The sequence below is a fragment of the Bacillus sp. PK6-16 genome (genome assembly GCF_056530295.1).
On sequence record NZ_CP096511.1, the window covers coordinates 873,048 to 896,831 of the forward strand.

Below are 23,784 nucleotides of genomic sequence, written 5' to 3' on the forward strand. Positions count from 1 at the left end.
AAGGAATAATCAGTGGGAATTTCCCACTGATTACAGGTAATTTTTTTGTTGTGTATGAATTAGAAACTATTATTTTGAAGGTGAACCTTTAATATATTTCCACAAGTCATGGAAGACATTAGCTTTGTGTAATGTATTAAGTAGTACTAAGGTGACTGGGCCGATGATTAATCCTAAAAAGCCAAAAAGTTTAAAGCCGACAAATAGAGCGACGAGTGTTGCTAATGGATCGAGACCGATGTTAGATGAAAGTACTTTCGGCTCCATAATTTGTCTTTGGACAATCACGACGATGTATAAAATGAGAAGACCAATGGCGAATGCGGTATCGCCAGTGAAAAATACGTATATAACCCATGGAACAAAGACTGCGCCTGTTCCTAAATATGGTAGTAAATCTACACCCCCTGTAATAATCGCGATAGTAATGGCGTATGGTACGCGTAATATTAAAAGCCCGATTAGTACAATGACAGTTGTCATAGATACGAGTGTAAGTTGTGCTTTCACAAAACCAAACAAAGCTTTTCTTAAGTCGACAAAAATAGTTTTTCCATAGCCATGTACACGATTCGGTAGCAATTTTCTTGCTTTCTGAGCAAGACGGTGCCAATCGTAACTAATGAAGAAAGTGGCTAATAAAATGAATACAAGGACAGTTAAAGTTGTTGGCAGTGCACTAATGAAATTCGTTAACCCGCTTATAATGGCGGTTAAAAGTTCTTTCATTTGTGTTGTTGCCTCTGTTCCTAAGTTTTGAATGTTTTGTGTAATTGTATAGCGCTGTGGTTCTCCAAGATGATTAAATTTAGAAATTAAATCATCGTAGAGAGGCATAATATGATTAAGTGCAAATTGCTGAGCGAATGTAACGATATCTGGAAACTTTACTGTAACAAGTTGTAGTAAGTATGTTGTGGCAGATATTGCTTCAGTCACAAGATATGTAACAAGTCCAACGATAGCTCCAAATACGAGAATTAAGCTAACGAGTACTGCTAGTGCGCGAGGAAATTGTAGTTTTTGATTAAGGAAATTGACGACAGGATTAATCAAATAAGCAAATGCAAAAGCGATAATAAAAGGATAGATAAGCCCTGACATGTATAGTAATACATAGAACCCAGCTACCGTTGCTACAATGACAAATATGAGTCGCAATATCATATATAGTAAGTTTCGGTTCAAAGATGTATACCTCCCATTCCAATTTGGATTATCCTAATTCGTTCAACTTATAACGAGTGTGCCCCACTGATTAAAGTTTCACTTTATGTTATAGTGGAATGATGGATTTTTCCTGCTTTTTCAGTATGTGAGTGACTGTGAAAGCTTGGTGTTGATGCTTCTACTATATGGTAAAAACTTCATTTTATCTTCTTTTTATTTTACCTGTTTCTAATTAGAAAAGAAAGAAGAGACGCCCGTTTTTTAAAATGTATACACGCTTAAATTTTGCTGGTGAAAGTCTCAGTTTTTCATTTTAAAATACATAAAAAATGAAGTGATTCATGTTGAATAGGCATCGATATAGCATGTATAACGATAGGTTTAAAGGTATTTTTGTTTGGAAATGAGTTCATTATTTTCAGAAAGGAAGTGCAAACATGATTAGTCAGTCAACGTTATTTTTATTCATACTACTTATTATAGGACTTATTGCTAAAAACCAATCGCTTACTGTGGCTATTGGTGTGTTATTTTTATTGAAGTTTACGTTTTTAGGAGATAAGGTCTTTCCTTATTTACAAACGAAAGGAATTAACCTAGGTGTAACGGTCATTACAATAGCGGTTCTCGTACCAATTGCGACGGGGGAAATAGGTTTTAAACAACTTGGAGAAGCGGCAAAATCTTATTATGCGTGGATTGCTTTAGCTTCAGGTGTAGCGGTCGCTTTGTTAGCGAAAGGCGGAGTACAATTGTTGACAACGGATCCTCACATTACAACTGCGCTTGTTTTTGGGACAATTATAGCGGTTGCGCTATTTAATGGGGTTGCTGTTGGTCCGTTAATTGGGGCTGGAATTGCCTATGCGGTTATGAGTATTATACAAATGTTTAAATAAGGAATTTTATAGTAATATAAAATTTTTGAATTCTTTCTGTTCACAAAAGTCAGATAATTGTTTATAATAGGATTAGAAACTTTGAAAAGTTACATAACAGCAGAGACTTTACACCAGATAAAATAAAAATAACATAAAACAATTTTATAATGATATTGTTTTATGTTGTTTTTATCATAAAACTCTTCGGAATGTATTTTCCTCACTAACTTGTTGTTTTGAGCGTGAGGATTCGGGGAGACATTCACGCTCATGCTTTCCATGTAGACAATGGACAATAAGAGGGGAACATCGCAACAAATTTGCATGATCGTGCATTTTGCTTGCCTAAAGAGTGAACGGGCGTTCATAATTCATAAGGGGAGCAAATAGATATAAGGAGCAAGGTTGGGAGAATTTTCAGGAAAAGGAGAGAATGTCATGACTGTTATTCGAGGTTTAGAAGGGGTAGTAGCAACAACATCATCTGTGAGCTCTATTATTGATGATACATTAACTTATGTTGGGTATAATATTGATGATTTAGCTGAGAATGCTACGTTTGAAGAAGTAGTGTACTTATTATGGCACCGCAAGCTTCCTAATGAAAAAGAACTAGCGGAATTTAATGAAATTGTATCAGAATACTATAAAGTTCCAGGTGAGATTTTAACATATTTGAAACAAGTAGATTTAAAAATTGCACATCCGATGTCTGTTTTACGAACTGCAATTTCCATGCTATCATTATACGATGAGAGCGCTGAAATTATGGATGAAAAGTCTAATTATTTGAAAGCGGTTAAATTACAGGCGCAAGTCGGAACTTTAGTTGCTGCTTACGCGAGAATCCGTAAAGGTTTAGATATTGTTGAGCCAAGAAAGGATTTATCATTAGCTGCAAACTTCTTGTACATGTTAAATGATCGCGAGCCAAATGAAGTTGAAATTGAAGCTTTTGATAAGGCACTTGTACTTCATGCAGATCATGAGTTAAACGCTTCTACATTTACTGCACGTGTTTGCGTAGCTACACTTTCAGATGTATATTCTGGTATTACAGCAGCAATCGGTGCATTAAAAGGTCCTCTTCACGGTGGGGCAAATGAGAATGTAATGAAGATGTTAACTGAGATTGGTGAAGAAGAAAATGTAGAGTCATATATTCATAATGCTCTTCAAAATAAAGTGAAAATCATGGGCTTTGGCCACCGTGTGTATGAGCAGGGTGATCCACGTGCAAAACATTTACGTGAAATGTCTAAGAGATTATGCGTGCTTTTAGGAGAAGAGAAATGGTATAATATGTCTATCAAAATTGAAGACATTGTAACAAAAGAAAAAGGTCTTCCACCAAATGTTGATTTCTATTCAGCTTCTGTATACCATTGTTTAGGAATTGACCATGACTTATTTACACCTATTTTTGCAATTAGCCGTATGTCAGGCTGGTTAGCTCATATTCTAGAACAATATGAAAACAACCGTTTAATTCGTCCGCGTGCTGATTATAATGGACCAACGCATCAAGTGTATGTTCCAATTGCACAACGATAAGCGAATAACACTATTTTGATAGTGAAAATACGCTTTCAAAAGTCTGATTTTTTCGGAAAGATGTAATGATTAGAATATTTTAATTTGACTAACGGTTTGAACTGAGGGGTTATTCCCTCAGTTTCATACATATGAAATTTCAAACATGGGGGTTATCACATTGACGACAGGTGAAAAAATTACTGTAACTAATGGTGTTATGAATGTACCAAACAATCCGATTATTCCATTTATCGAGGGAGATGGAATTGGTCCTGATATTTGGGCAGCTGCATCTCGCGTACTAGAAGCAGCAGTTGAAAAAGCTTATGATGGTGAGAAGAAAATCGTTTGGAAAGAAGTGCTTGCAGGGGAAAAAGCATTCAACCAAACAGGCGAGTGGTTACCAGAAGAAACTTTAAACTTAATTCGTGAATATTTAATCGCGATTAAAGGTCCACTTACAACTCCAGTTGGCGGTGGTATCCGTTCTCTAAACGTAGCACTTCGTCAAGAATTAGATTTATATGTATGTCTACGTCCAGTTCGTTATTTTGAAGGTGTTCCTTCACCTGTAAAACGTCCGGAAGATACTGATATGGTTATTTTCCGTGAAAATACAGAAGACATTTATGCTGGAATTGAATATGCGCAAGGATCTCCAGAAGCAGAAAAAGTTCTTGCTTTCTTAAAAGAAGCAATGGGTGTTAATAAAATCCGCTTCCCAGAAACATCTGGTATTGGTATTAAGCCAATTTCAGAAGAAGGGACAAAGCGTCTTGTTCGTGCTGCAATTCAATATGCAATTAACGAAAAACGCTCTTCTGTTACATTAGTTCATAAAGGAAACATTATGAAATTTACAGAAGGTGCTTTCAAAAACTGGGGTTACGAAGTAGCGGAACAAGAATTCGGCGACAAAGTATTTACTTGGGCTGAATACGATCGTATCGTTGAAAAAGATGGTAAAGATGCAGCGAATAAAGCGATGGCAGACGCTGAAGTGGCTGGAAAAATCATCGTAAAAGATTCTATTGCAGACATCTTCTTACAACAAATTTTAACTCGTCCACGTGAGTTCGATGTTGTTGCAACAATGAACTTAAATGGTGACTATATCTCTGATGCACTTGCTGCACAAGTAGGTGGAATTGGTATTGCACCTGGTGCAAACATTAACTATGTGACTGGACATGCTATCTTTGAAGCTACACACGGTACAGCTCCAAAATATGCAGGTTTAGATAAAGTAAACCCATCTTCTGTTCTTCTTTCAGGTGTATTATTATTAGAACACTTAGGATGGAACGAAGCTGCGAAATTAGTAACTGCTTCTGTTGAGAAAACAATTGCTTCAAAAGTAGTAACTTATGATTTCGCACGCTTAATGGAAGGTGCAACAGAAGTGAAATGTTCTGAGTTCGCTAATGAACTTATTAAAAACATGGATGTAGCGATAATCAAAAACGCATAATTAAAGCGGGGGGTAAATTATGACAATCAAACGCAAGAAGGTTTCAGTCATCGGTGCAGGATTTACAGGAGCAACAACGGCATTCTTATTAGCACAAAAAGAACTTGCAGATGTTGTATTAGTGGACATTCCACAACTGGAAAATCCAACAAAAGGGAAAGCGTTAGATATGTTAGAAGCGAGCCCAGTACAAGGTTTTGATGCTAACATTATTGGAACATCTGATTACGCAGATACTGCTGATTCTGACGTTGTCGTTATTACAGCAGGTATTGCACGTAAGCCTGGTATGAGCCGTGATGACTTAGTAGCAACAAACTCTAAAATTATGAAAAGTATTACGCGCGACATTGCAAAACATTCACCAAATGCAATTATTGTTGTGTTAACAAATCCAGTTGATGCAATGACATATTCTGTATTTAAAGAAGCAGGATTCCCGAAAGAGCGTGTAATCGGCCAATCGGGTGTATTAGATACAGCTCGTTTCCGTACATTCATCGCACAAGAATTAAATCTTTCTGTAAAAGACATTACAGGATTTGTACTTGGCGGACACGGTGACGACATGGTACCTCTTGTACGTTATTCTTATGCAGGCGGTATTCCGTTAGAAACGTTAATTCCGAAAGAGCGTTTAGAAGCAATCGTAGAACGTACACGTAAAGGTGGCGGTGAGATTGTAGGCTTATTAGGAAACGGTAGTGCATATTACGCACCAGCAGCTTCTTTAGTTGAAATGACAGAAGCAATCTTAAAAGATCAACGCCGTGTATTACCAGCTATTGCGTACCTTGAAGGTGAGTATGGTTATAGTGACCTTTACTTAGGGGTGCCAGTAATTCTAGGTGGTAACGGAATTGAAAAAATTATTGAATTAGAACTTCTTGCAGATGAAAAAGAAGCGTTAGATCGCTCTGTAGAATCTGTACGTAATGTAATGAAAGTTCTTGTTTAATAATTGAATAGTAGTGAAAAAGATTCGGGATTCCGAATCTTTTTCTACTATTTACCGAATTGTTTTTTTGAAATAATATGAAAACGCTATCATTTGTAATATCCTATAATGAAACTGTAGATTTATACTATACATTGCCCTCATCATAGTAAATTTCGGATAAGGTATCGCTTTTAGTAGGATAATAAGGTGAAAAAATCGGAGGGGGTTGTAACATGTTAAAGAAAAAAGTTCAAATTGGTCGTAAAATGGATGAAATTACAGTAGGAGAGAAATTATCTATCACTGAAAAAATTGAGGATAAAGATTTGTTATTGTACTTAGGGTTAACGAATGATGCCAATCCATTATATATTCAGCATGATTACGCATCCCAAACTCCGTATGAAAAGCCGATTGTACCAAGCATTATGCTAACGGGAATGATTACAACGGCGGTTACGAAATATTTACCGGGTCCAGGAAGTCATATTACGAGAAAGGACCTTACATTCGTGAAACATGTTCACCATTATGAAACGTTACAAATCCACTTTGAAGTTGTGGCTGTTTCTGAGGAGGAACATACAATTGATATGCTTGTATCTGCTCATGATGAAAAAGGAGAAACTGTTGTGAAAGGTTCATTAACAGTAACGCCACCTTTTAAATCTGTTTCTATTATGGAAAAAGCATTAGATAATTTTTAAAAGATGAAAATATGAATAGCGCTAGCATACCTTTCATAAGGATGCTAGCGCTATTTTTAGTTGAAGAACCCTTCTTTGAACCCTTCAGCAAATTCTGAGCACCCCGTTTTAATCGTATCCCAGCTCGGAGCGTTAAAAGCAAGGATACATGTGACTGCTAAAGATAGAATGGATAGTATTAGTCGCATAATAGACCTCCTTATATTATTAATTTGTATATTAAGATTAATGATATAATTATCGGTAATTGAAGTCAATTAAAGGAGTGGTTTTTTAGGTGAGGTGGAAAAGAGAAGACGTAATCTTTGAAACGGTAAGAGAAGCTGAAGTGTGGGCAGACGGGGTTGCGAATGAAATGTACGGGAGAGTATTTGATGGATATGAAACACCAGATTATAAAATAGCGTATGCTCTTTCGTTTTTCCTAGCACAAAATCAAGATTTTATAGTTCATACGGAAGTGAGCTTTAAAGAAGAGAGGGCAATCTATAAAGTTTGGCAAAATCCTGTGTAGTTGCAGGTGAATTGTAATTACTTTTATTTTCTCAATTCTACACAAACGATCTCCATGAATAGACAATTATATTGAGAGGGACCTTGTTTTCTAGTATGATGAGAATAACGGGGAAAATACTAGGATGAAGAAGGTTTCAAGTCTATAACTTGGAGGAAAAGAATGAACAATCGTATTTTAGTAGTTGATGATGAGGAATTTATCTTAACTTTAATCGAATTTAATTTACAACAAGCTGGGTTTGAAGTTATAACAGCGATGGATGGAGAAATGGCGCTTCAAAAAGCGACAACAGAACGCCCAGATTTAATTATATTAGATTTAATGCTTCCGAAAATGGATGGTATGGAAGTGTGTAAAGAATTACGATTGCAGCGCGTTATGACGCCGATTTTAATGTTAACGGCAAAAGATGATGAGTTTGATAAGGTGCTAGGCCTTGAACTTGGGGCAGATGATTATATGACGAAGCCATTTAGTCCAAGAGAAGTTGTTGCTCGTGTGAAGGCGATTTTGCGCCGTACGAAATTACAACAAGAAGAACAAGTTGCAGAAGCGCCAGATGAAGATAGCATCACAATTGCAGAACTTAAAATTTTACCGGAGTTTTATGAGGCTTATTTCCAAGGAAGAAAGCTTGAATTAACACCAAAAGAATTTGAACTACTTGTGTATCTTGCGAAAAATAAAAGTCGCGTGTTGACACGTGATCAATTATTAAGTGCTGTATGGAATTACGATTTTGCTGGTGATACACGAATTGTTGATGTTCATATTAGCCATTTGCGCGATAAAATTGAACAAAATACGAAAAAACCGACGTACATTAAAACGATACGTGGTTTAGGATATAAATTAGAGGAGCCAAAAGGGAATGAATAAATTTCGTTCCAGGCTTCTTTTTACATTTGTTTCTCTTATTGTATTTATTTTAGTTGGACTAGGTTTATTACTAGAAACTGTGTTTGAAAACTACTATATAGATCATGCTAAAGAGAGAATGGTAAAAGAGACAGAGTATGTTGCGACGTTAGCAGAAGAGCAAGGTTTTGATAATGTCTTAAAAAATCCATACGTATTTGAAAAGTTAGAAGAAAAAATACCAGCTTCTATCGTATTTTTGGATGAAAAAAAGAAAGTTCAATATAGAAAAGGACAAGAATTGGCATTTAGTCCAGAGACGATTAAAGAACTTTCTTCGGAAGTGGCAAAACAACGAAGTAAAGTGATTACGAAAGAAACGGATCGAAAGAATGAATTTTATCATGCGGTGTTCGTTCAAGATGTAGAAGGAAAACAAGGATACATTTTGGTGAAAAGTATAATTGATCCTTTAAGAGACGTACATCAAAAAACGTGGGGATTATTAATTATCGGATTTGTCATTGCTTGTCTCGTAGTTGTATTTTTAGGTATGAAAATTACAGGGCAATATATTAGGCCAATTGAATCGGTTACGAAAGTTGCAATTGAATTGGCAAAGGGCAATTATAAAGCACGTGCATACGAAAGTCATTCGGATGAAACTGGAATGCTGAGTAAAGCGATTAATATTTTAGCTCGAAATTTACAAGAGATGACACTTGAACAAGAAATGCAGCAAGATCGTCTGCATACGTTAATTGAAAATATGGGAAGCGGAATGATTTTAATTGATAGCCGAGGATATATAAACCTTGTAAACCGCTCTTATAAGGAAACTTTCCACGTAACAGATGAAGAATATTTAGATCGCTTATATTATGAATCGTTTCATCATACAGAAATTATTGAGCTTGTAGAAGAAATCTTTATGACAGAAGTGAAAGTGCGTAAACAAATGTTATTGCCACTTGGAATTGAACGGAAGCATTTCGAAGTATATGGAGCGCCGATTATCGGGACAAACCATGAATGGAAAGGGATTGTTCTCGTATTCCATGACATAACAGAGTTAAAGAAATTAGAACAAATGAGAAAAGACTTTTTAGCGAATGTTTCTCATGAATTAAAGACACCGATTACTTCTATTAAAGGTTTTTCAGAAACACTCTTAGACGGAGCGATGGATAATAAAAAATTCTGCGAACATTTCTTGCACATTATTTTAAAAGAAAGTGAGCGCATGCAAGGATTAATTGAAGATTTATTAGATTTGTCGAAGATCGAACAACAAGGATTTAAATTAAATATGGGAACCGTTGATATGAAGGGGCTGCTTGAAGATATTCATATGGTACTTGATAATAAAGCAGGAGAAAAAGAAATCTCTTTACAAGTGAATGTATTAAAACGTGCCTCTGTTATTGGAGATCCAAGTCGTTTGAAACAAATCTTTATTAATTTAATTAATAACGCAATCGTATATACACCGGCTGGAGGCGTTGTTTCAGTAGAGTTAGCGGAAGATAAATATAATGCTTATATAAAAGTATCGGATACTGGAATTGGTATTAGTAAAGAGGAAATTCCGCGTATTTTTGAACGTTTCTACCGGGTGGATAAAGCAAGAAGTAGAAATACTGGTGGTACCGGCCTTGGATTGTCGATTGTAAAACATTTAGTTGAGGCGCATCAAGGTACGATTACAGTAGATAGTGAAGTTGGAGAAGGGACAACGTTTACAGTTGTTTTACCGAAATCAGCAACTGAAAAATAGGATGAAGGATGTTTACAATATATTAACAATGGCTTAATTAAATATTAATAAAGCTCTGTTAATATAATACATGAAAACCCCTTCATCCAAGGAGTAATTTTGGACGAGAATAGTTAAGCTGTTCTCGTCACTTCCCTTTATGCCAATATAAGTCTGTTTTATATATGAAAGAAAATAGCCGTTATTTTTCTTCTCTCTATTAGTCATGTTAATATAGAGAGAGGAAAGGAACGGTTTTTTTTCTGTGAAAAAAATCATTTCAAATTTGTATGGGGAGGTTTCAATTTTGGAAAAAAAGGTCGTATTAGTAGATGGTAATAATATCGCGTATCGTGCTTTCTTTGCACTACCGCTTTTAAATAACGACAAAGGTATACATACGAACGCAATTTACGGTTTTACAATGATGTTAATGAGAATATTAGAGGAAGAAAAGCCAACTCATATGTTAGTGGCGTTTGATGCAGGCAAAACAACGTTCCGTCATAAAACGTATAGTGAGTATAAAGGAGGACGTCAAAAGACTCCACCTGAATTATCAGAGCAGTTCCCGTTTATTCGTGAGATGCTGGATGCGTTCAATGTACCGCGTTATGAATTAGAAAATTATGAAGCGGATGACATCATGGGAACGTTAGCGAAAGAAGCGAGTGAGCAAGGGGCAAGTGTAAAAGTTATTTCAGGAGATAAAGATTTACTTCAACTTGTTTCTGATAACACGCTTGTATGTATTCCGCGAAAAGGGATTACAGAAGTGGATGAATATACGAAAGAAGCTTTATTTGAAAAATACAGCTTATCACCAAAGCAAATTATCGATATGAAAGGTTTAATGGGAGACCAGTCAGATAATATACCGGGTGTACCAGGAGTTGGTGAAAAAACGGCAATTAAATTGTTAACACAGTTTGGAACGGTTGAAGCGGTGTATGAAAATATAGATCAAGTAAGTGGGAAGAAATTAAAAGAAAAACTGGAAGAAAATAAAGAACAAGCTCTTATGAGTAAGGATCTTGCAACTATTATTACAGATGCGCCGATTACAGTTCATGTGGATGATATGGTGTATAAAGGATATGAAGCAAGTGATGTCATTCCAATGTTCGAGAGTTTAGGATTTACATCTCTTTTAAATAAATTAGGCGTTACGCCAGAAGAAACAGCTCCAGCTGAATTAGATGATATTACATTTGATATTGTGGAAGAAGTTACAGAAGAAATGCTTCAGCAAGATAGTGCGCTTATCGTTGAAGTACAAGAAGATAACTATCATAAAGCAGACATTCAAGGTTTCGGTATTCAAAATGAAAATGGATGTTACTTTATTCAGACAGACATTGCTCTTAAGTCAGATGCTTTTAAAGAGTGGCTTGCAGATGGAGAAATGAGAAAGCATACATTCGATGCGAAGCGTGCAATCGTTGCACTGAAATGGAATGGGATAGATATGCAAGGGATTGACTTTGATCTATTAATCGCTGCTTATTTACTTGACCCGGCTGATACAGATAAAGATTTCCGTACTGTAGCGAAAATGAAAGAAACGCATGCTGTGAAATCAGATGAAGAAGTTTACGGAAAAGGTGCGAAGCGTGCGGTTCCAGAGTTAGAGGTAATCGCGGAGCATGTGGCTCGTAAAGTGCATGTATTATATGATGTAAAGCAAACATTCGTTGAAGAGTTAAAGAAGAATGAGCAATATGAACTGTTTACAGAGTTAGAATTGCCGCTTGCACGTGTATTAGCTGATATGGAAGTAAAGGGTGTAAAAGTTGATACAGAGCGTCTTCGTAATATGGGAGAAGAACTTGCGGGTAGATTAAAGGAAATGGAACAGGAAATTTATAAGCTTGCGGGAACAGAATTTAATATTAATTCACCGAAGCAGCTTGGTGTTATTCTGTTTGAGAACTTAAACTTACCGGTTATTAAAAAGACGAAAACAGGTTATTCTACGTCAGCTGATGTACTAGATAAGCTTATGAATCACCATGAAATTATTCCAAATATTTTACATTATCGTCAATTAGGGAAGCTAAATTCAACTTACATTGAAGGTTTACTGAAAGTTGTACATGAAGATTCATCTAAAATTCATACTCGCTTTAATCAAGTGTTAACGCAAACAGGTCGATTAAGTTCAACGGATCCGAACTTGCAAAATATCCCGATTCGATTAGAAGAAGGAAGAAAGATTCGTCAGGCATTTGTTCCATCAGAAGAAGGATGGATTATGTATGCGGCTGATTATTCACAAATCGAACTGCGTGTATTAGCTCATATTGCAAATGATAAAGGGCTAGTTGAAGCGTTCCAACATGACATGGATATTCATACGAAAACAGCTATGGATGTATTTGGCGTTGAAAAAGATGAAGTAACTTCAAATATGAGACGACAAGCGAAAGCTGTTAACTTCGGAATTGTGTATGGTATTAGTGATTATGGTCTTTCACAAAACTTAGGAATTACAAGAAAAGCAGCAGCGGAATTTATTGAAAAGTATTTAGAAAGTTTCCCTGGTGTACAAGAATACATGGAGGACATCGTAAAAGATGCGAAACAAAAAGGATATGTAGCTACATTATTAAATCGTCGCCGTTATATTCCAGAAATTACGAGTCGTAATTTTAACTTGCGTAGCTTCGCTGAGCGTACAGCGATGAATACACCAATTCAAGGTACTGCAGCAGATATTATTAAAAAAGCGATGATTATTATGGCAGATCGTTTAGAAGAAGAAGGATTACAAGCGCGTCTTCTTCTGCAAGTACACGATGAATTAATATTTGAAGCACCAAAAGAAGAAATCGAAAAATTAGAGCAGCTTGTACCTGAAGTAATGGAACATGCGATTGAACTTGCAGTTCCGCTGAAAGTTGATTATTCTTACGGTCCAACTTGGTACGACGCAAAATAAGGAAGTGATGAAATGCCTGAATTACCAGAGGTTGAAAACGTCAGACGGACACTTGAAAATCTTGTAACAGGAAAAACGATTGAAGATGTTATTGTTACTTATCCAAAAATAGTGAAACGACCGGATGATGCAGAAATCTTTAAAGAAATGCTAAAAGGCGAGAAGATTGAAAATATAAAGCGAAGAGGAAAGTTTTTGCTTTTATATGTAACGAATTATGTCATTGTTTCACATTTGCGTATGGAAGGTAAGTTTTTATTACATCAAGAGGATGAGCCGATTGATAAACATACGCACGTCCGTTTCTTATTTACAGATGGAACGGAATTACATTATAAAGATGTGAGAAAGTTTGGTACGATGCATCTCTTTAAGAAAGGTGAAGAAATGAACCAAATACCTCTTGCTGACTTAGGTCCGGAGCCATTTGATGCTGAAATGACACCGCAGTATTTACAAGAAAGATTACAAAAGACAAATCGTAAAATAAAAGTTGTGCTACTGGACCAGCGTCTTTTAGTAGGGCTTGGAAATATATATGTAGATGAAGTTTTATTCCGTTCTCAAATTCATCCAGAACGAGAAGCTTCGTCTTTAACAGTAGAAGAAATTGAGCGGATTTATGAGGCTACCGTTACAACGCTAGGCGAAGCAGTAAAGCGTGGTGGAAGTACAATTCGGACGTATATCAACTCACAAGGGCAAATTGGTTCGTTCCAAGAACTCCTAAATGTATATGGGAAAAAGGGAGAGCCGTGCGTAACTTGTGGCACGATATTAGAAAAAACAGTTGTTGGCGGGCGAGGAACGCATTACTGCCCAATTTGTCAGCCTAGAATATAGAAAAGAGATAACATCGGATAGGCATTTGTCATATACATACAGCAGAGCTATGTATAAGGGAGGAGCTTACCGATGTACCTTTATTTATCTCTTATTTTATTAGCTTTTACATTAAGCTTAGATAGCTGTAGTGTAGGGCTAACATATGGTTTAAGAAGCGTAAGAATTCCACTAAGATCAATTATAATTATCGGAATGTGTTCAGCGGCTGTTATGCTTGTTTCAATGGGAATTGGACATATGATCGCGAAAGTATTTTCACCTGTTATCGCAACGCGTATCGGTGGGCTTGTTCTTATTGGAATAGGGATTTGGGTATTATATCAATTTTTTCGAAGTGAGAAAAAAGAAGAACCGAAGCAAGAGGAGAAGGTCTGGAAATTAGAGATTGCCTCGCTAGGTCTAGTGATTCAAATTTTACGGAAACCGACTGTTGCAGATTTTGATAAATCAGGCACCATTTCTGCAGGAGAAGCATTACTTCTTGGTATAGCTCTTTCTGTAGATTCATTTGGTGCTGGAATTGGTGCATCTTTATTAGGGTATGCACCCGCTATGATGGCGATATTAGTTGCAGTTATGAGTTCTTTGTTTTTATTTATTGGAATGAAACTTGGAACGGTTTTATCAAATATGAAGTGGTTACAAAAATTTACATTCCTGCCTGGAGTATTACTCATCATTATTGGAATTTGGAAAATGTAAGTATGGGCGTGGAACATTAGTTTCGCGCCTTTTATTATGAGGAGGATTATTATGACAGTAGTAATTGGATTAACAGGAGGCATTGCAAGTGGAAAAAGTACAGTTTCTCAAATGTTTCGTGAACTGAGCATACCAGTTATTGATGCAGATATTATTGCAAGAGAAGTTGTAGAGCGAGGAAAAACAGCATATAACAAAATAGTAGAAGTATTTGGAACGGAAGTGTTACAAGAAGATGGAGAACTAGATCGTCCAAAACTAGGAAGTGTCGTTTTCTATAATGAAGAAAAACGATTGCAGTTAAATAAAATTGTTCATCCTGCAGTGCGTGAGGAAATGAATAGGCAAAAGGAAATGTACATAAAAGAAGGTATGCAAGCGGTTGTGTTAGATATTCCTCTCTTATTTGAAAGCAAATTAACAAGTCTCGTTGACCGCATCTTAGTTGTAGCGGTTAAGCCGCATACGCAATTAGAACGTTTAATGAAACGAAATAACTTTTCAGAAGAAGAAGCAACAGCTCGTATTCAATCTCAAATGCCGTTAGAAGAAAAAGTGAAAAATGCAGATGAAGTGATAAATAATGATGGCACAATTATGGGAACGAAAACACAATTGCAGGTAATTTTAAAGAAGTGGAACATTATTGACTAAAAAATTGTGAAATTAATGAAAATGCTTAGTGACATATCCCCTTTTTGTGTTATACTATTATTGGGATTGGAGATAAATAGTATAACGCATTCAAGGGGGATAACATATTATGACTCGTGTGGCAATTAATGGATTTGGACGTATTGGGAGAATGGTATTTCGTCAAGCAATAAAAGAAAGCGCATTCGAAATTGTAGCAATCAATGCAAGCTATCCATCTGAAACGTTAGCACACTTAATTAAATATGATACAGTTCATGGCAAGTTTGACGGAACAGTAGAAGCATTTGAAGATCACTTATTAGTTGATGGAAAAATGATTCGCCTTTTAAACAACCGCGATCCAAAGGAATTGCCTTGGACAGATTTAGGTGTTGAAGTTGTAATTGAAGCAACTGGTAAATTTAATTCAAAAGAAAAAGCAATTCTTCACGTTGAAGCTGGAGCGAAAAAAGTTATTTTAACAGCGCCTGGTAAAAATGAAGATGTAACAATTGTAGTTGGTGTGAACGAAGACCAATTAGATATTACAAAACATACTGTTATTTCAAATGCATCTTGTACAACAAATTGTTTAGCGCCTGTTGTGAAGGTGTTAGATGAGCAGTTTGGAATTGAAAACGGTTTAATGACGACAGTTCACGCTTATACAAATGACCAAAAAAATATTGATAACCCACATAAAGATTTAAGAAGAGCACGTGCTTGCGGACAATCAATCATTCCGACAACGACAGGTGCTGCGAAAGCGCTAGCAAAAGTTCTTCCACATTTAAACGGAAAACTTCATGGTATGGCACTTCGTGTACCAACACCAAACGTGTCTCTTGTTGATTTAGTAGTAGATGTAAAACGCGATGTGACAGTTGAAGCTATTAACGATGCATTCAAAACTGTTGCAAACGGTGCGTTAAAAGGTATTGTAGAATTCAGCGAAGAGCCTTTAGTATCTATCGACTTTAATACAAATACACACTCAGCTATTATCGATGGTTTATCTACAATGGTAATGGGTGATCGTAAAGTGAAAGTACTTGCTTGGTATGATAACGAGTGGGGCTACTCTCGTCGTGTTGTAGATCTTGTAACGTTAGTTGTTCAAGAGTTAGCGAAACAAGAAAATGTGCAACACATTTAAGTGAATAAGGGAGGAGAGGGCAAGGCAATATTTGCCCTCTTTTTTTAATTTTTTCTGAAAAGGAAAAAAATTATATAAGTATATTTTAAAAAGTGGACATACCACGAAACGTTGTGATTACTGCATTTGTGAATCGTTTATTTTTTTTAGGGAAAAGTAAAGAGGAAAATATGACAGAAAATCGAAAAAACTGTTGTTGCAAAATGAAAATAAACAAAGTATACTAACACTCGTAAACTTAAGAGCTGAGGTACGTAGTCACTACTTAAAGGGTTAGGACCTCTCTGGACTAACTTTCCCCCGTGGTAGTGGAGCAAGCCAAATTGCAAATTAGTTTTCAATTCGAACAGTTAGAATAAATTTACAAGGGGGAACTGTAGAATGGATACTATGGATACGATGGGTCGTCACGTGATCGCTGAACTTTGGGATTGCGATTTCGACAAGCTTAATGACATGCCGTATATTGAACAATTATTTGTGGATGCAGCACTAAGAGCTGGTGCTGAAGTGCGTGAGGTTGCTTTCCATAAATTTGCACCACAAGGTGTAAGTGGAGTAGTAATTATCTCAGAATCACATTTAACAATTCATAGCTTTCCGGAGCACGGTTACGCAAGTATTGATGTTTATACTTGTGGGGATCGTATTGATCCAAATGTTGCTGCAGAATATATTGCAGAGGGTTTAAACGCGAAAACGCGTGAGAGCATCGAGCTTCCTCGAGGCACTGGTAGCTTCGAAATTAAGCAGAGAGAAACAAAAGCTCTTTAAAAAAGAACATAATTGATTTAAAATGTAAAGAGGTGTATAATGCACCTCTTTTTTAGTTTATAAAAAAGGGAAAATATAACGTACTCGTTAGTTGAATAAATTGGACTCTTGCAAATGAGGTAGTGCCCTATATACCATCTTATTTTTAAGAATGAGATGATAAAGTGATGCGCTGGAACTTAAAGTGGTAAGAGAGTTAGAATGAGTTATATAATATTGTATATATATTTTAGGTGAAGTGAGTAGAGAAAAATAAAGAGTATAGTGTAAAGGAGTGAATGAATTGCGTTGTCCATCCTGTTCTCATAATGGTACAAGAGTGTTAGATTCGCGTCCGGTAGACGAGGGGCGCTCTATTCGAAGAAGGAGAGAGTGTGAAAGCTGCTTAAGTCGCTTTACGACCTTTGAAAGGGTAGAAGAGTCACCTCTTATCGTTGTAAAAAAAGAAGGCACACGAGAAGAGTTTAATAAAGAAAAGATTTTACGCGGTTTAATTAAAGCGTGTGAAAAAAGACCAGTATCTTTAAGACAATTAGAAGAAGTAACACAAAGCGTGGAACGTGAACTGCGTAATTTAGGTATATCAGAAGTGAAAAGTGATATGATTGGTGAAATTGTTATGGAAGAACTTCGCGATATTGATGATGTTGCTTACGTACGTTTTGCTTCTGTATATCGTCAATTTAAAGATTTAAATGTATTTATTGAAGAATTAAAAGATATACTGCAAAAAGAAAGAGAGTAGAAGTTGTATTTTATTCTCTTTACATACCGTAAGTAATAGGATAAGAGAGCTAGAAGCGCAAGCTAATAGCTCTTTTTCACTAAGAATTTATATAATGAAGATAGAACGAATGAAGTAGAGGATAGATTGGATGAGAGAAAGGAAAAGCAAGAATGGAAAAACAGTCATGGATGGAGCTATTGCCGATTGATCGTTATAAAGTAAGTGCGAAAGGACTACTGCACAATTACGACCGAAAAGTGTTAACGATGTTGTATCAGCCGTTAATAGGTAGTAGAGCTTTTAGCTTATACATGACACTATGGGGAGAGCTTGAGCAAGATCGTGTATTTGGAAAAGAGAATACGCATCATTCCCTTATGGTGACTATGCAAATGCAACTTCCTGAAGTATATGAGGAACGAGTAAAGTTAGAGGCAATTGGGCTTTTGAAGGTATATATTAAGAAAGAAAAAGATATTCGAATGTTCATATATGAGTTGCAACCACCTTTATCTCCGAAGCAGTTTTTTGATGATATTGTTTTAAGTATCTTTTTATACAATCGATTGAGCAGGACAAAATATAATCAAGTAAAGCAATATTTCTTAGAAGAAGAATTTGATTTTGCTTCTTATGAAAATGTTACGCGTTCTTTCAATGATGTGTTTGGTTCGTTTAATCCAGGACAGCTTGAGCATGCGCAAGAAGACCTTCGTATTCCAAAAACGACAACTATGCCAAGTAACGAGAAGGGAGACGCTCCGAAAGTTTGGAATGATTTCTTTGATTTCTCTTTATTTGTAGATGGATTGTCCGCTCTTGTTCCTAAAAAGGCGATTACAGATCAAGTGAGAGACTGCGTTATAACACTTGCTTACGTGTATGGTGTAGATGTGTTATCGATGCAAAATATCGTTCTTGGTGCAGTGACAGAGATGCAAACAATTGATATGGAAAGGCTTAGAAAAGGAGCGCGCGATTGGTATCAATTTGAAAATGGTCAAGCATTACCGGTATTAAGTGAAAGAGTACAGCCTCATGCTGCACGTACGATGAAAGAGAAAGAGCCTTCATCGCAAGAGGAGATGCTAATAAAGCAGCTAGAGGAAATCTCACCAAAACAACTATTGAAAGAGATTTCTGGTGGTGCAGAGGCAACGAAAGCGGACTTGCAGATTGTTGAAGATGTCATGATTAATCAAAAATTGACACCAGGAGTTGTGAATGTACTTATTTATTACGTTATGCTACGCTCAGATATGAAACTTGCGAAAACGTATGTCGAGAAGATTGCTGGGCATTGGGCACGTAAAAAGGTCGGTACAGTAGCGGACGCGATGGCGTTAGCGAAAGAAGAGAACCGTCAGTATCAAGAGTGGGCTGAGACGAAGAAAAAAGGCCGTACGGCGAAGAAAACGGTGCGGAAAGAAATGGTGCCAGATTGGCTTAAGGAAGAAGAGCCGAAAGAACAAGAGAAAGAAACAGAGAAGAAAGATGTAAGTGTAGAAAAAGATGCAAGTACGCTAGAAGATGAAAGAAAACGACTAGAAGAAGTGTTAAAAAAATATAAGCGTGATTAATAGAAGAGAATGAACGCTCTTTGAGGTGAGAAAATGGAGCATATTCAAAATTCATTTGCAAAATTAATGGAAAATGAAAACTTTAAAAATAGATATGAAGTATTAAAGGCAGAAGTAATGGCGCATCCGCGTGTGAAAGAATTTATAGACGAACATAAGGGTGAAGTAACGACTTCTATGATTGAGCGCAGTCTTGTGAAGTTATATGAATATATTGGACAAAGTGTAGGTTGCGTGGATTGTCCGGATTTAGGCTCATGTAAAAATATGCTACAAGGGTACGAGCCAAAGCTTGTTATTCAAGGGAAGATGATTGATATTCAATACGATCGCTGCGTTAGAAAAGTAGCGCATGACGAGAGAAAGAAATATGAAAAACTTGTTCAAAGTGTATATATGCCAACGGATATTTTACAGGCAACTATGGAAAACTTAGATCCTTCTGATTTAAATGCACGTATAGATGCGATTGGTGCAGCGAATGAATTTTTAAGTACATATGAACCAGGTAAAAAAGCACAAGGTTTATATTTGTACGGTAAATTTGGTGTAGGAAAAACGTATTTGTTAGGAGCAATAGCGAACGAGCTTGCTCGAAAGAAAATAAGTTCGATGCTCGTATACTTCCCGGAATTTTTACGTGAAATTAAAAGTTCAATTCAAGATAATTCGATTGGTGAGAAGATTGATGCGGTTAAACGCGTACAAGTTTTAATGTTAGATGATATCGGGGCAGAAGCGATGTCAAGCTTTGTCCGTGACGATGTACTCGGTGCAATCTTACAATTCCGTATGTTAGAAAACTTACCGACGTTCTTTACGTCTAATTTTGATTTTAAACAACTGGAACACCATTTAACGTATACGCAGCGTGGCGAGGCTGAAGAAATGAAGGCAGCACGTATTATGGAACGAATTAAATATTTAGCGAAACCAATTCCGATTGGTGGGAAAAACCGTCGTCATAAGTAAAAGAGCAAGCTGAGAAGCTTGCTCTTTTGTATTATAGTGATATTTTCTTTTCAAATATGAGGTCGAAATATTCAGGTTGTCCAGAACTGCCAATCGTAGGGGCAACAATCTGTACGAACCTCCAGCCATTTCTAGCATGTTCTTGAATAATTTCTTGGTAGTCTTCAGCTGGTTTTGAGCGAGTGAACCCCCAATGTAGTTCGACTTTTACGAATTTATATTCAAACATTCGGATACCCCCTTTTATTGATAAGTAAAGTATACAATAAAAATTCATAGTAGCTTGTATCATTTTTTTCTCCCTCCCTTAATATATATAAAATTAGCAAGCCATATTGAGTGGATTTTCTAACGATAGGAAATGTAATTCTACTAAGAGTGAACTTCACGTGGAACGGACTCTTATAGGATTTGTAACGTATAGATACAGTCCTTTAGAGCGGGGATAAAAGGGGGGACAAAAGTGATTGAAATTTGCTTCGAAGAAAAAAATGATGCTATGCACGTATATAGACAATTGCTGAAAAGAGCGGAAGTGTTATATAAGGAAACGAGTGTGTATTTACAGGAACAAAAAGTGGTGATTCACATACCAGTACGTGAATCGAATTATATTGAAAAGATCTTATTGCCAGTAATGGTGTATTTCATTGTGAATGTGAAACAAAATGAGTGGATTTATACGATTTTAAAAGAAAAGTTTTTTTATGAAGAACAAGAAGAGTGTCATCAAATATTGCACATGGCACATGAGATTTTAAAGGGAAAAAGAAAAGGTGTAGCTCAGGATTTAACGCGTAACGCATTTGAGTCATATATTAAGTCTTCTTTAAATAATTGGCTTTGTGATCCGCTCTCATTCTCGTTTTCATCATATATCCGTTTTCGTCTTCGTACATATAGGGAAATGGTGGCTAAACTTGCGGAAGTGGCAATTGATGAATATAAGATGGAGCAAGAATACCAAATGTTCATTGAGACGCTTCGGCAACAAGTAAGTAGCCGTAAATCACGTTTGTCTTGCGTGCATCTTATTTTTGATGAAAGCTTTATCTTTTATGATGATAAAGGTAGACGTTTAAAACAGGAGAAGTTGGTCCAATATATAGATGAGGAATTATTAAAGCAAAATGATGTATATATTGATACGAAAGTAATTGCGCCGCTTCTTTCTATTTCGCCCAAAAAGATTTATTTATATACGAAAGAACAAGACCATAATATGATAATTACTTTGCGAAATGTGTTCCAAGAACGGGTCCAATTACATGGATTACATGATTTTGAGCGCAATGTGAAAAATTTAAAAAATAAAGGTAACGCCCTTGATTTTCTAAGTTTTTGAGCATATAATTACCTACATAAATGAAATATATTGAAATGTCATGATGAGGACATGAGTAGTTTTCTACGATTTTCAGAGAGGGAAGCCTTAGGGTGTGAGCTTCCTAGTACGGGATTATTACTTACCACCTCTAAACTTTAGCAGTGAACGGTTTTCTAGTAATTGCTAACGGACAACACCGTTATGTTGAACTTGAGCAATTAACAATTATGTTAATTGGAACAAGGGTGGAACCACGAATTCAACACTCGTCCCTTTTTACGGGATGAGTGTTTTTTATTTTGAGAAAAAGAGGAGTGACCAGTGATGGCAGATGTAGTTAAAATTACTTTCCCTGATGGAGCTGTGAAGGAGTTTCCAAAAGGCGTAACAACTGAAGAAATCGCAGCTTCTATTAGCCCAGGCTTAAAGAAAAAAGCTGTAGCTGGAAAATTAAACGATGAGATGATCGATCTTGTTACACCAATCGAAGAAGATGGTGCAGTTTCTATCATTACATTAGATTCTGAAGATGGCCTATATATTTTACGCCATTCAACAGCCCACCTTTTAGCACAAGCGTTAAAACGTTTATATAAAGATGTTAAGGTTGAGCTCGGCATTGGTCCAGTAATTGAAAATGGCTTCTACTACGATATTGATATGGAAGAAGCAATTACAGTTGAAGACTTCAAGAAAATCGAAAAAGAAATGCAAAAAATCGTGAACGAGAACTTAGAAATCGTTCGTCATGAAGTACCACGTGCAGAAGCAATTCGTCGCTTTGAAGAAATCGGCGATGAGTTGAAATTAGATTTAATTAACGATCTTCCAGAAGATGCAGTTATTTCAATCTATGAGCAAGGCGAATTCTTCGACCTTTGTCGTGGTGTTCACCTTCCATCTACAGGGAAAATTAAAGTGTTTAAATTATTAAGCGTTGCAGGTGCTTACTGGCGCGGCGATAGCAATAATAAAATGCTACAACGTATTTACGGTACTGCATTCGTTAAGAAAGCGGAATTAGATGAGCACTTACGTATGCTTGAAGAAGCGAAAGAGCGCGATCACCGTAAATTAGGTAAAGAATTAAAACTATTTACTAATAGCCAAAAAGTAGGACAAGGTTTACCACTTTGGTTACCAAAGGGTGCAACAATTCGTCGTATTATCGAGCGTTATATCGTTGATAAAGAAGCAAGCTTAGGCTATGATCACGTATATACTCCAGTACTAGGAAGCAGAGAGCTTTATGAAACTTCTGGTCACTGGAACCACTACCGTGATGGCATGTTCCCATCAATGGAAATGGATAACGAAGAATTAGTTCTTCGTCCAATGAACTGTCCTCATCATATGATGGTTTATAAAAATGATATTCACAGCTACCGTGAATTACCAATCCGTATTGCGGAACTTGGAACAATGCACCGTTATGAAATGTCAGGTGCGTTATCTGGATTACAACGTGTACGCGGAATGACTTTAAACGATGCGCATATTTTCGTTCGTCCAGATCAAATTAAAGAAGAGTTAAAACGTGTTGTAAACTTAACTCTAGAAGTGTATAAAGATTTCGGTTTAGAGAACTACTCATTCCGTCTATCTTACCGCGACCCAGCAGATACTAAAAAGTATTATGCGGATGATGAGATGTGGGAAAAAGCACAAGGTATGTTAAAAGAAGCTATGGATGAAATGGGTCTTGATTACTATGAAGCTGAAGGTGAAGCGGCATTCTACGGTCCAAAACTTGACGTTCAAGTTCGTACTGCTCTTGGAAAAGACGAAACACTTTCAACTGTACAATTAGACTTCTTGCTTCCAGAACGCTTTGAATTATCATACGTTGGTGAAGACGGTAAACAACATCGTCCAGTTGTAATTCACCGTGGTGTTGTATCAACTATGGAACGTTTTGTAGCCTTCTTAATTGAAGAATACAAAGGTGCATTCCCAACATGGTTAGCTCCAGTTCAAGTACAAGTAATTCCAGTTTCTCCGCAAGTACATTTAGACTATGCGAAGAAAGTACAAGACGAATTGCGTCGTGCTGGTATCCGTGTTGAATTAGACACTCGTGAAGAGAAGATCGGTTACAAAATCCGTGAAGCACAAATGCAAAAAATTCCGTACATGCTTGTAGTAGGTGACAATGAAGTAACTGAAAACGGCGTAAACGTACGTAAATATGGTGAACAAAAATCAGAAACAATCGCATTAGATGCTTTTGTTGACATGATTAAAGTAGAAGGAAAACGATAAGAAAAAGCCGCGGTATACCGCGGCT

The 23,784-nt window shown here is 36.5% G+C and carries 22 protein-coding genes and 1 other annotated feature; of the genes, 19 read left to right on the forward strand and 3 right to left on the reverse strand.

Going from position 1 to position 23,784, the window contains the following annotated elements; all coding sequences use genetic code 11:
• Positions 1-69 precede the first annotated feature (69 nt).
• Positions 70-1,188 (reverse strand): sporulation integral membrane protein YtvI, encoded by a 1,119-nt coding sequence (gene ytvI, locus M1D66_RS04490; protein ID WP_242555020.1) that lies wholly within the window; start codon positions 1,186-1,188, stop codon positions 70-72.
• Between the two features lie 419 nt (positions 1,189-1,607).
• Here ytvI and M1D66_RS04495 point away from each other — a divergent pair, with 419 nt between their 5' ends.
• From M1D66_RS04495 to M1D66_RS04515, 5 genes are all read left to right on the forward strand, one after another.
• Positions 1,608-2,069: a DUF441 domain-containing protein gene (locus tag M1D66_RS04495; RefSeq protein ID WP_000625507.1), complete on the forward strand. Its 462-nt coding sequence runs from the start codon at positions 1,608-1,610 to the stop codon at positions 2,067-2,069.
• A gap of 387 nt (positions 2,070-2,456) precedes the next feature.
• Positions 2,457-3,605, forward strand: coding sequence for a citrate synthase (gene citZ / locus M1D66_RS04500; RefSeq protein ID WP_000503652.1), 1,149 nt, complete (start codon positions 2,457-2,459; stop codon positions 3,603-3,605).
• A gap of 160 nt (positions 3,606-3,765) precedes the next feature.
• Positions 3,766-5,058 carry an NADP-dependent isocitrate dehydrogenase gene (gene icd, locus M1D66_RS04505; protein ID WP_000206898.1) on the forward strand — a complete coding sequence of 431 codons (1,293 nt, stop codon included), beginning with the start codon at positions 3,766-3,768 and terminating at the stop codon, positions 5,056-5,058.
• A gap of 19 nt (positions 5,059-5,077) precedes the next feature.
• A complete protein-coding gene (gene mdh / locus M1D66_RS04510; RefSeq protein WP_000153232.1) occupies positions 5,078-6,016 on the forward strand; it encodes a malate dehydrogenase in 939 nt (312 codons plus the stop codon).
• A 215-nt stretch (positions 6,017-6,231) separates the two neighbouring features.
• Positions 6,232-6,705 (forward strand): MaoC family dehydratase, encoded by a 474-nt coding sequence (locus M1D66_RS04515; protein WP_000914180.1) that lies wholly within the window; start codon positions 6,232-6,234, stop codon positions 6,703-6,705.
• A gap of 56 nt (positions 6,706-6,761) precedes the next feature.
• Here M1D66_RS04515 and M1D66_RS04520 read toward each other — a convergent pair whose 3' ends face one another.
• Entirely contained in the window at positions 6,762-6,893 is a 132-nt protein-coding gene (locus M1D66_RS04520; protein WP_001237022.1) for a hypothetical protein, read from the reverse strand.
• A gap of 89 nt (positions 6,894-6,982) precedes the next feature.
• Here M1D66_RS04520 and M1D66_RS04525 point away from each other — a divergent pair, with 89 nt between their 5' ends.
• The 12 genes from M1D66_RS04525 to dnaI all read left to right on the forward strand — a co-directional run bounded on the left by M1D66_RS04525 (position 6,983) and on the right by dnaI (position 20,170).
• On the forward strand, positions 6,983-7,219 hold the full coding sequence (locus M1D66_RS04525; protein WP_001267383.1) for a hypothetical protein: 237 nt from the start codon (positions 6,983-6,985) through the stop codon (positions 7,217-7,219).
• 162 nt (positions 7,220-7,381) lie between these two features.
• On the forward strand, positions 7,382-8,101 hold the full coding sequence (phoP, locus tag M1D66_RS04530; protein WP_001065220.1) for a two-component system response regulator PhoP: 720 nt from the start codon (positions 7,382-7,384) through the stop codon (positions 8,099-8,101).
• On the forward strand, positions 8,094-9,857 hold the full coding sequence (phoR, locus tag M1D66_RS04535) for a sensory box histidine kinase PhoR (protein ID WP_001032106.1): 1,764 nt from the start codon (positions 8,094-8,096) through the stop codon (positions 9,855-9,857). Before phoP ends, phoR begins: the two co-directional genes overlap by 8 nt.
• Before the next feature lie 286 nt (positions 9,858-10,143).
• The gene (gene polA, locus M1D66_RS04540) at positions 10,144-12,777 is read left to right on the forward strand and encodes a DNA polymerase I (RefSeq protein WP_016123437.1); all 2,634 of its coding nucleotides are present in this window, start codon (positions 10,144-10,146) and stop codon (positions 12,775-12,777) included.
• A gap of 12 nt (positions 12,778-12,789) precedes the next feature.
• Complete coding sequence (gene mutM, locus M1D66_RS04545; protein WP_242555021.1) at positions 12,790-13,620, forward strand: DNA-formamidopyrimidine glycosylase; 831 nt, start codon at positions 12,790-12,792, stop codon at positions 13,618-13,620.
• A 72-nt stretch (positions 13,621-13,692) separates the two neighbouring features.
• Positions 13,693-14,325 carry a sporulation membrane protein YtaF gene (gene ytaF / locus M1D66_RS04550; protein WP_000281744.1) on the forward strand — a complete coding sequence of 211 codons (633 nt, stop codon included), beginning with the start codon at positions 13,693-13,695 and terminating at the stop codon, positions 14,323-14,325.
• A gap of 51 nt (positions 14,326-14,376) precedes the next feature.
• On the forward strand, positions 14,377-14,979 hold the full coding sequence (gene coaE / locus M1D66_RS04555) for a dephospho-CoA kinase (RefSeq protein WP_086386094.1): 603 nt from the start codon (positions 14,377-14,379) through the stop codon (positions 14,977-14,979).
• Positions 14,980-15,088: 109 nt separating this feature from the next.
• Positions 15,089-16,117 carry a glyceraldehyde-3-phosphate dehydrogenase gene (locus M1D66_RS04560; protein ID WP_000198975.1) on the forward strand — a complete coding sequence of 343 codons (1,029 nt, stop codon included), beginning with the start codon at positions 15,089-15,091 and terminating at the stop codon, positions 16,115-16,117.
• Between the two features lie 390 nt (positions 16,118-16,507).
• Positions 16,508-16,891: an adenosylmethionine decarboxylase gene (gene speD, locus M1D66_RS04565; protein WP_002003660.1), complete on the forward strand. Its 384-nt coding sequence runs from the start codon at positions 16,508-16,510 to the stop codon at positions 16,889-16,891.
• 283 nt (positions 16,892-17,174) lie between these two features.
• The gene (gene nrdR / locus M1D66_RS04570) at positions 17,175-17,636 is read left to right on the forward strand and encodes a transcriptional regulator NrdR (RefSeq protein ID WP_001203687.1); all 462 of its coding nucleotides are present in this window, start codon (positions 17,175-17,177) and stop codon (positions 17,634-17,636) included.
• 152 nt (positions 17,637-17,788) lie between these two features.
• On the forward strand, positions 17,789-19,198 hold the full coding sequence (locus tag M1D66_RS04575; RefSeq protein ID WP_074618857.1) for a replication initiation and membrane attachment family protein: 1,410 nt from the start codon (positions 17,789-17,791) through the stop codon (positions 19,196-19,198).
• Between the two features lie 33 nt (positions 19,199-19,231).
• Positions 19,232-20,170, forward strand: coding sequence for a primosomal protein DnaI (dnaI, locus tag M1D66_RS04580; RefSeq protein WP_000400104.1), 939 nt, complete (start codon positions 19,232-19,234; stop codon positions 20,168-20,170).
• A gap of 31 nt (positions 20,171-20,201) precedes the next feature.
• On the opposite strand, the gene M1D66_RS04585 is transcribed toward dnaI, so the two are convergent.
• Positions 20,202-20,399 (reverse strand): DUF4177 domain-containing protein, encoded by a 198-nt coding sequence (locus M1D66_RS04585; RefSeq protein ID WP_000464458.1) that lies wholly within the window; start codon positions 20,397-20,399, stop codon positions 20,202-20,204.
• Between the two features lie 234 nt (positions 20,400-20,633).
• On the opposite strand from M1D66_RS04585, the gene ytxC reads away from it, so the two are divergent.
• The gene (gene ytxC, locus M1D66_RS04590; protein ID WP_000569625.1) at positions 20,634-21,515 is read left to right on the forward strand and encodes a putative sporulation protein YtxC; all 882 of its coding nucleotides are present in this window, start codon (positions 20,634-20,636) and stop codon (positions 21,513-21,515) included.
• 31 nt (positions 21,516-21,546) lie between these two features.
• Positions 21,547-21,774 (forward strand) — a binding site (T-box leader).
• 47 nt (positions 21,775-21,821) lie between these two features.
• Positions 21,822-23,759: a threonine--tRNA ligase gene (thrS, locus tag M1D66_RS04595; protein ID WP_000786083.1), complete on the forward strand. Its 1,938-nt coding sequence runs from the start codon at positions 21,822-21,824 to the stop codon at positions 23,757-23,759.
• Positions 23,760-23,784: the final 25 nt, after the last annotated feature.

What these genes read in the sequence shown, in the direction of transcription:
- M1D66_RS04495 (WP_000625507.1), top strand. Translation starts at nt 1,608, where the DNA reads ATGATTAGTCAGTCAACGTTATTTTTATTCATACTACTTATTATAGGA.
- mdh (WP_000153232.1), top strand. Translation starts at nt 5,078, where the DNA reads ATGACAATCAAACGCAAGAAGGTTTCAGTCATCGGTGCAGGATTTACA.
- M1D66_RS04515 (WP_000914180.1), top strand. Translation starts at nt 6,232, where the DNA reads ATGTTAAAGAAAAAAGTTCAAATTGGTCGTAAAATGGATGAAATTACA.
- M1D66_RS04520 (WP_001237022.1), bottom strand. Translation starts at nt 6,893, where the DNA reads ATGCGACTAATACTATCCATTCTATCTTTAGCAGTCACATGTATCCTT.
- phoP (WP_001065220.1), top strand. Translation starts at nt 7,382, where the DNA reads ATGAACAATCGTATTTTAGTAGTTGATGATGAGGAATTTATCTTAACT.
- phoR (WP_001032106.1), top strand. Translation starts at nt 8,094, where the DNA reads ATGAATAAATTTCGTTCCAGGCTTCTTTTTACATTTGTTTCTCTTATT.
- mutM (WP_242555021.1), top strand. Translation starts at nt 12,790, where the DNA reads ATGCCTGAATTACCAGAGGTTGAAAACGTCAGACGGACACTTGAAAAT.
- ytaF (WP_000281744.1), top strand. Translation starts at nt 13,693, where the DNA reads ATGTACCTTTATTTATCTCTTATTTTATTAGCTTTTACATTAAGCTTA.
- coaE (WP_086386094.1), top strand. Translation starts at nt 14,377, where the DNA reads ATGACAGTAGTAATTGGATTAACAGGAGGCATTGCAAGTGGAAAAAGT.
- M1D66_RS04560 (WP_000198975.1), top strand. Translation starts at nt 15,089, where the DNA reads ATGACTCGTGTGGCAATTAATGGATTTGGACGTATTGGGAGAATGGTA.
- speD (WP_002003660.1), top strand. Translation starts at nt 16,508, where the DNA reads ATGGATACGATGGGTCGTCACGTGATCGCTGAACTTTGGGATTGCGAT.
- M1D66_RS04575 (WP_074618857.1), top strand. Translation starts at nt 17,789, where the DNA reads ATGGAAAAACAGTCATGGATGGAGCTATTGCCGATTGATCGTTATAAA.
- dnaI (WP_000400104.1), top strand. Translation starts at nt 19,232, where the DNA reads ATGGAGCATATTCAAAATTCATTTGCAAAATTAATGGAAAATGAAAAC.
- M1D66_RS04585 (WP_000464458.1), bottom strand. Translation starts at nt 20,399, where the DNA reads ATGTTTGAATATAAATTCGTAAAAGTCGAACTACATTGGGGGTTCACT.
- thrS (WP_000786083.1), top strand. Translation starts at nt 21,822, where the DNA reads ATGGCAGATGTAGTTAAAATTACTTTCCCTGATGGAGCTGTGAAGGAG.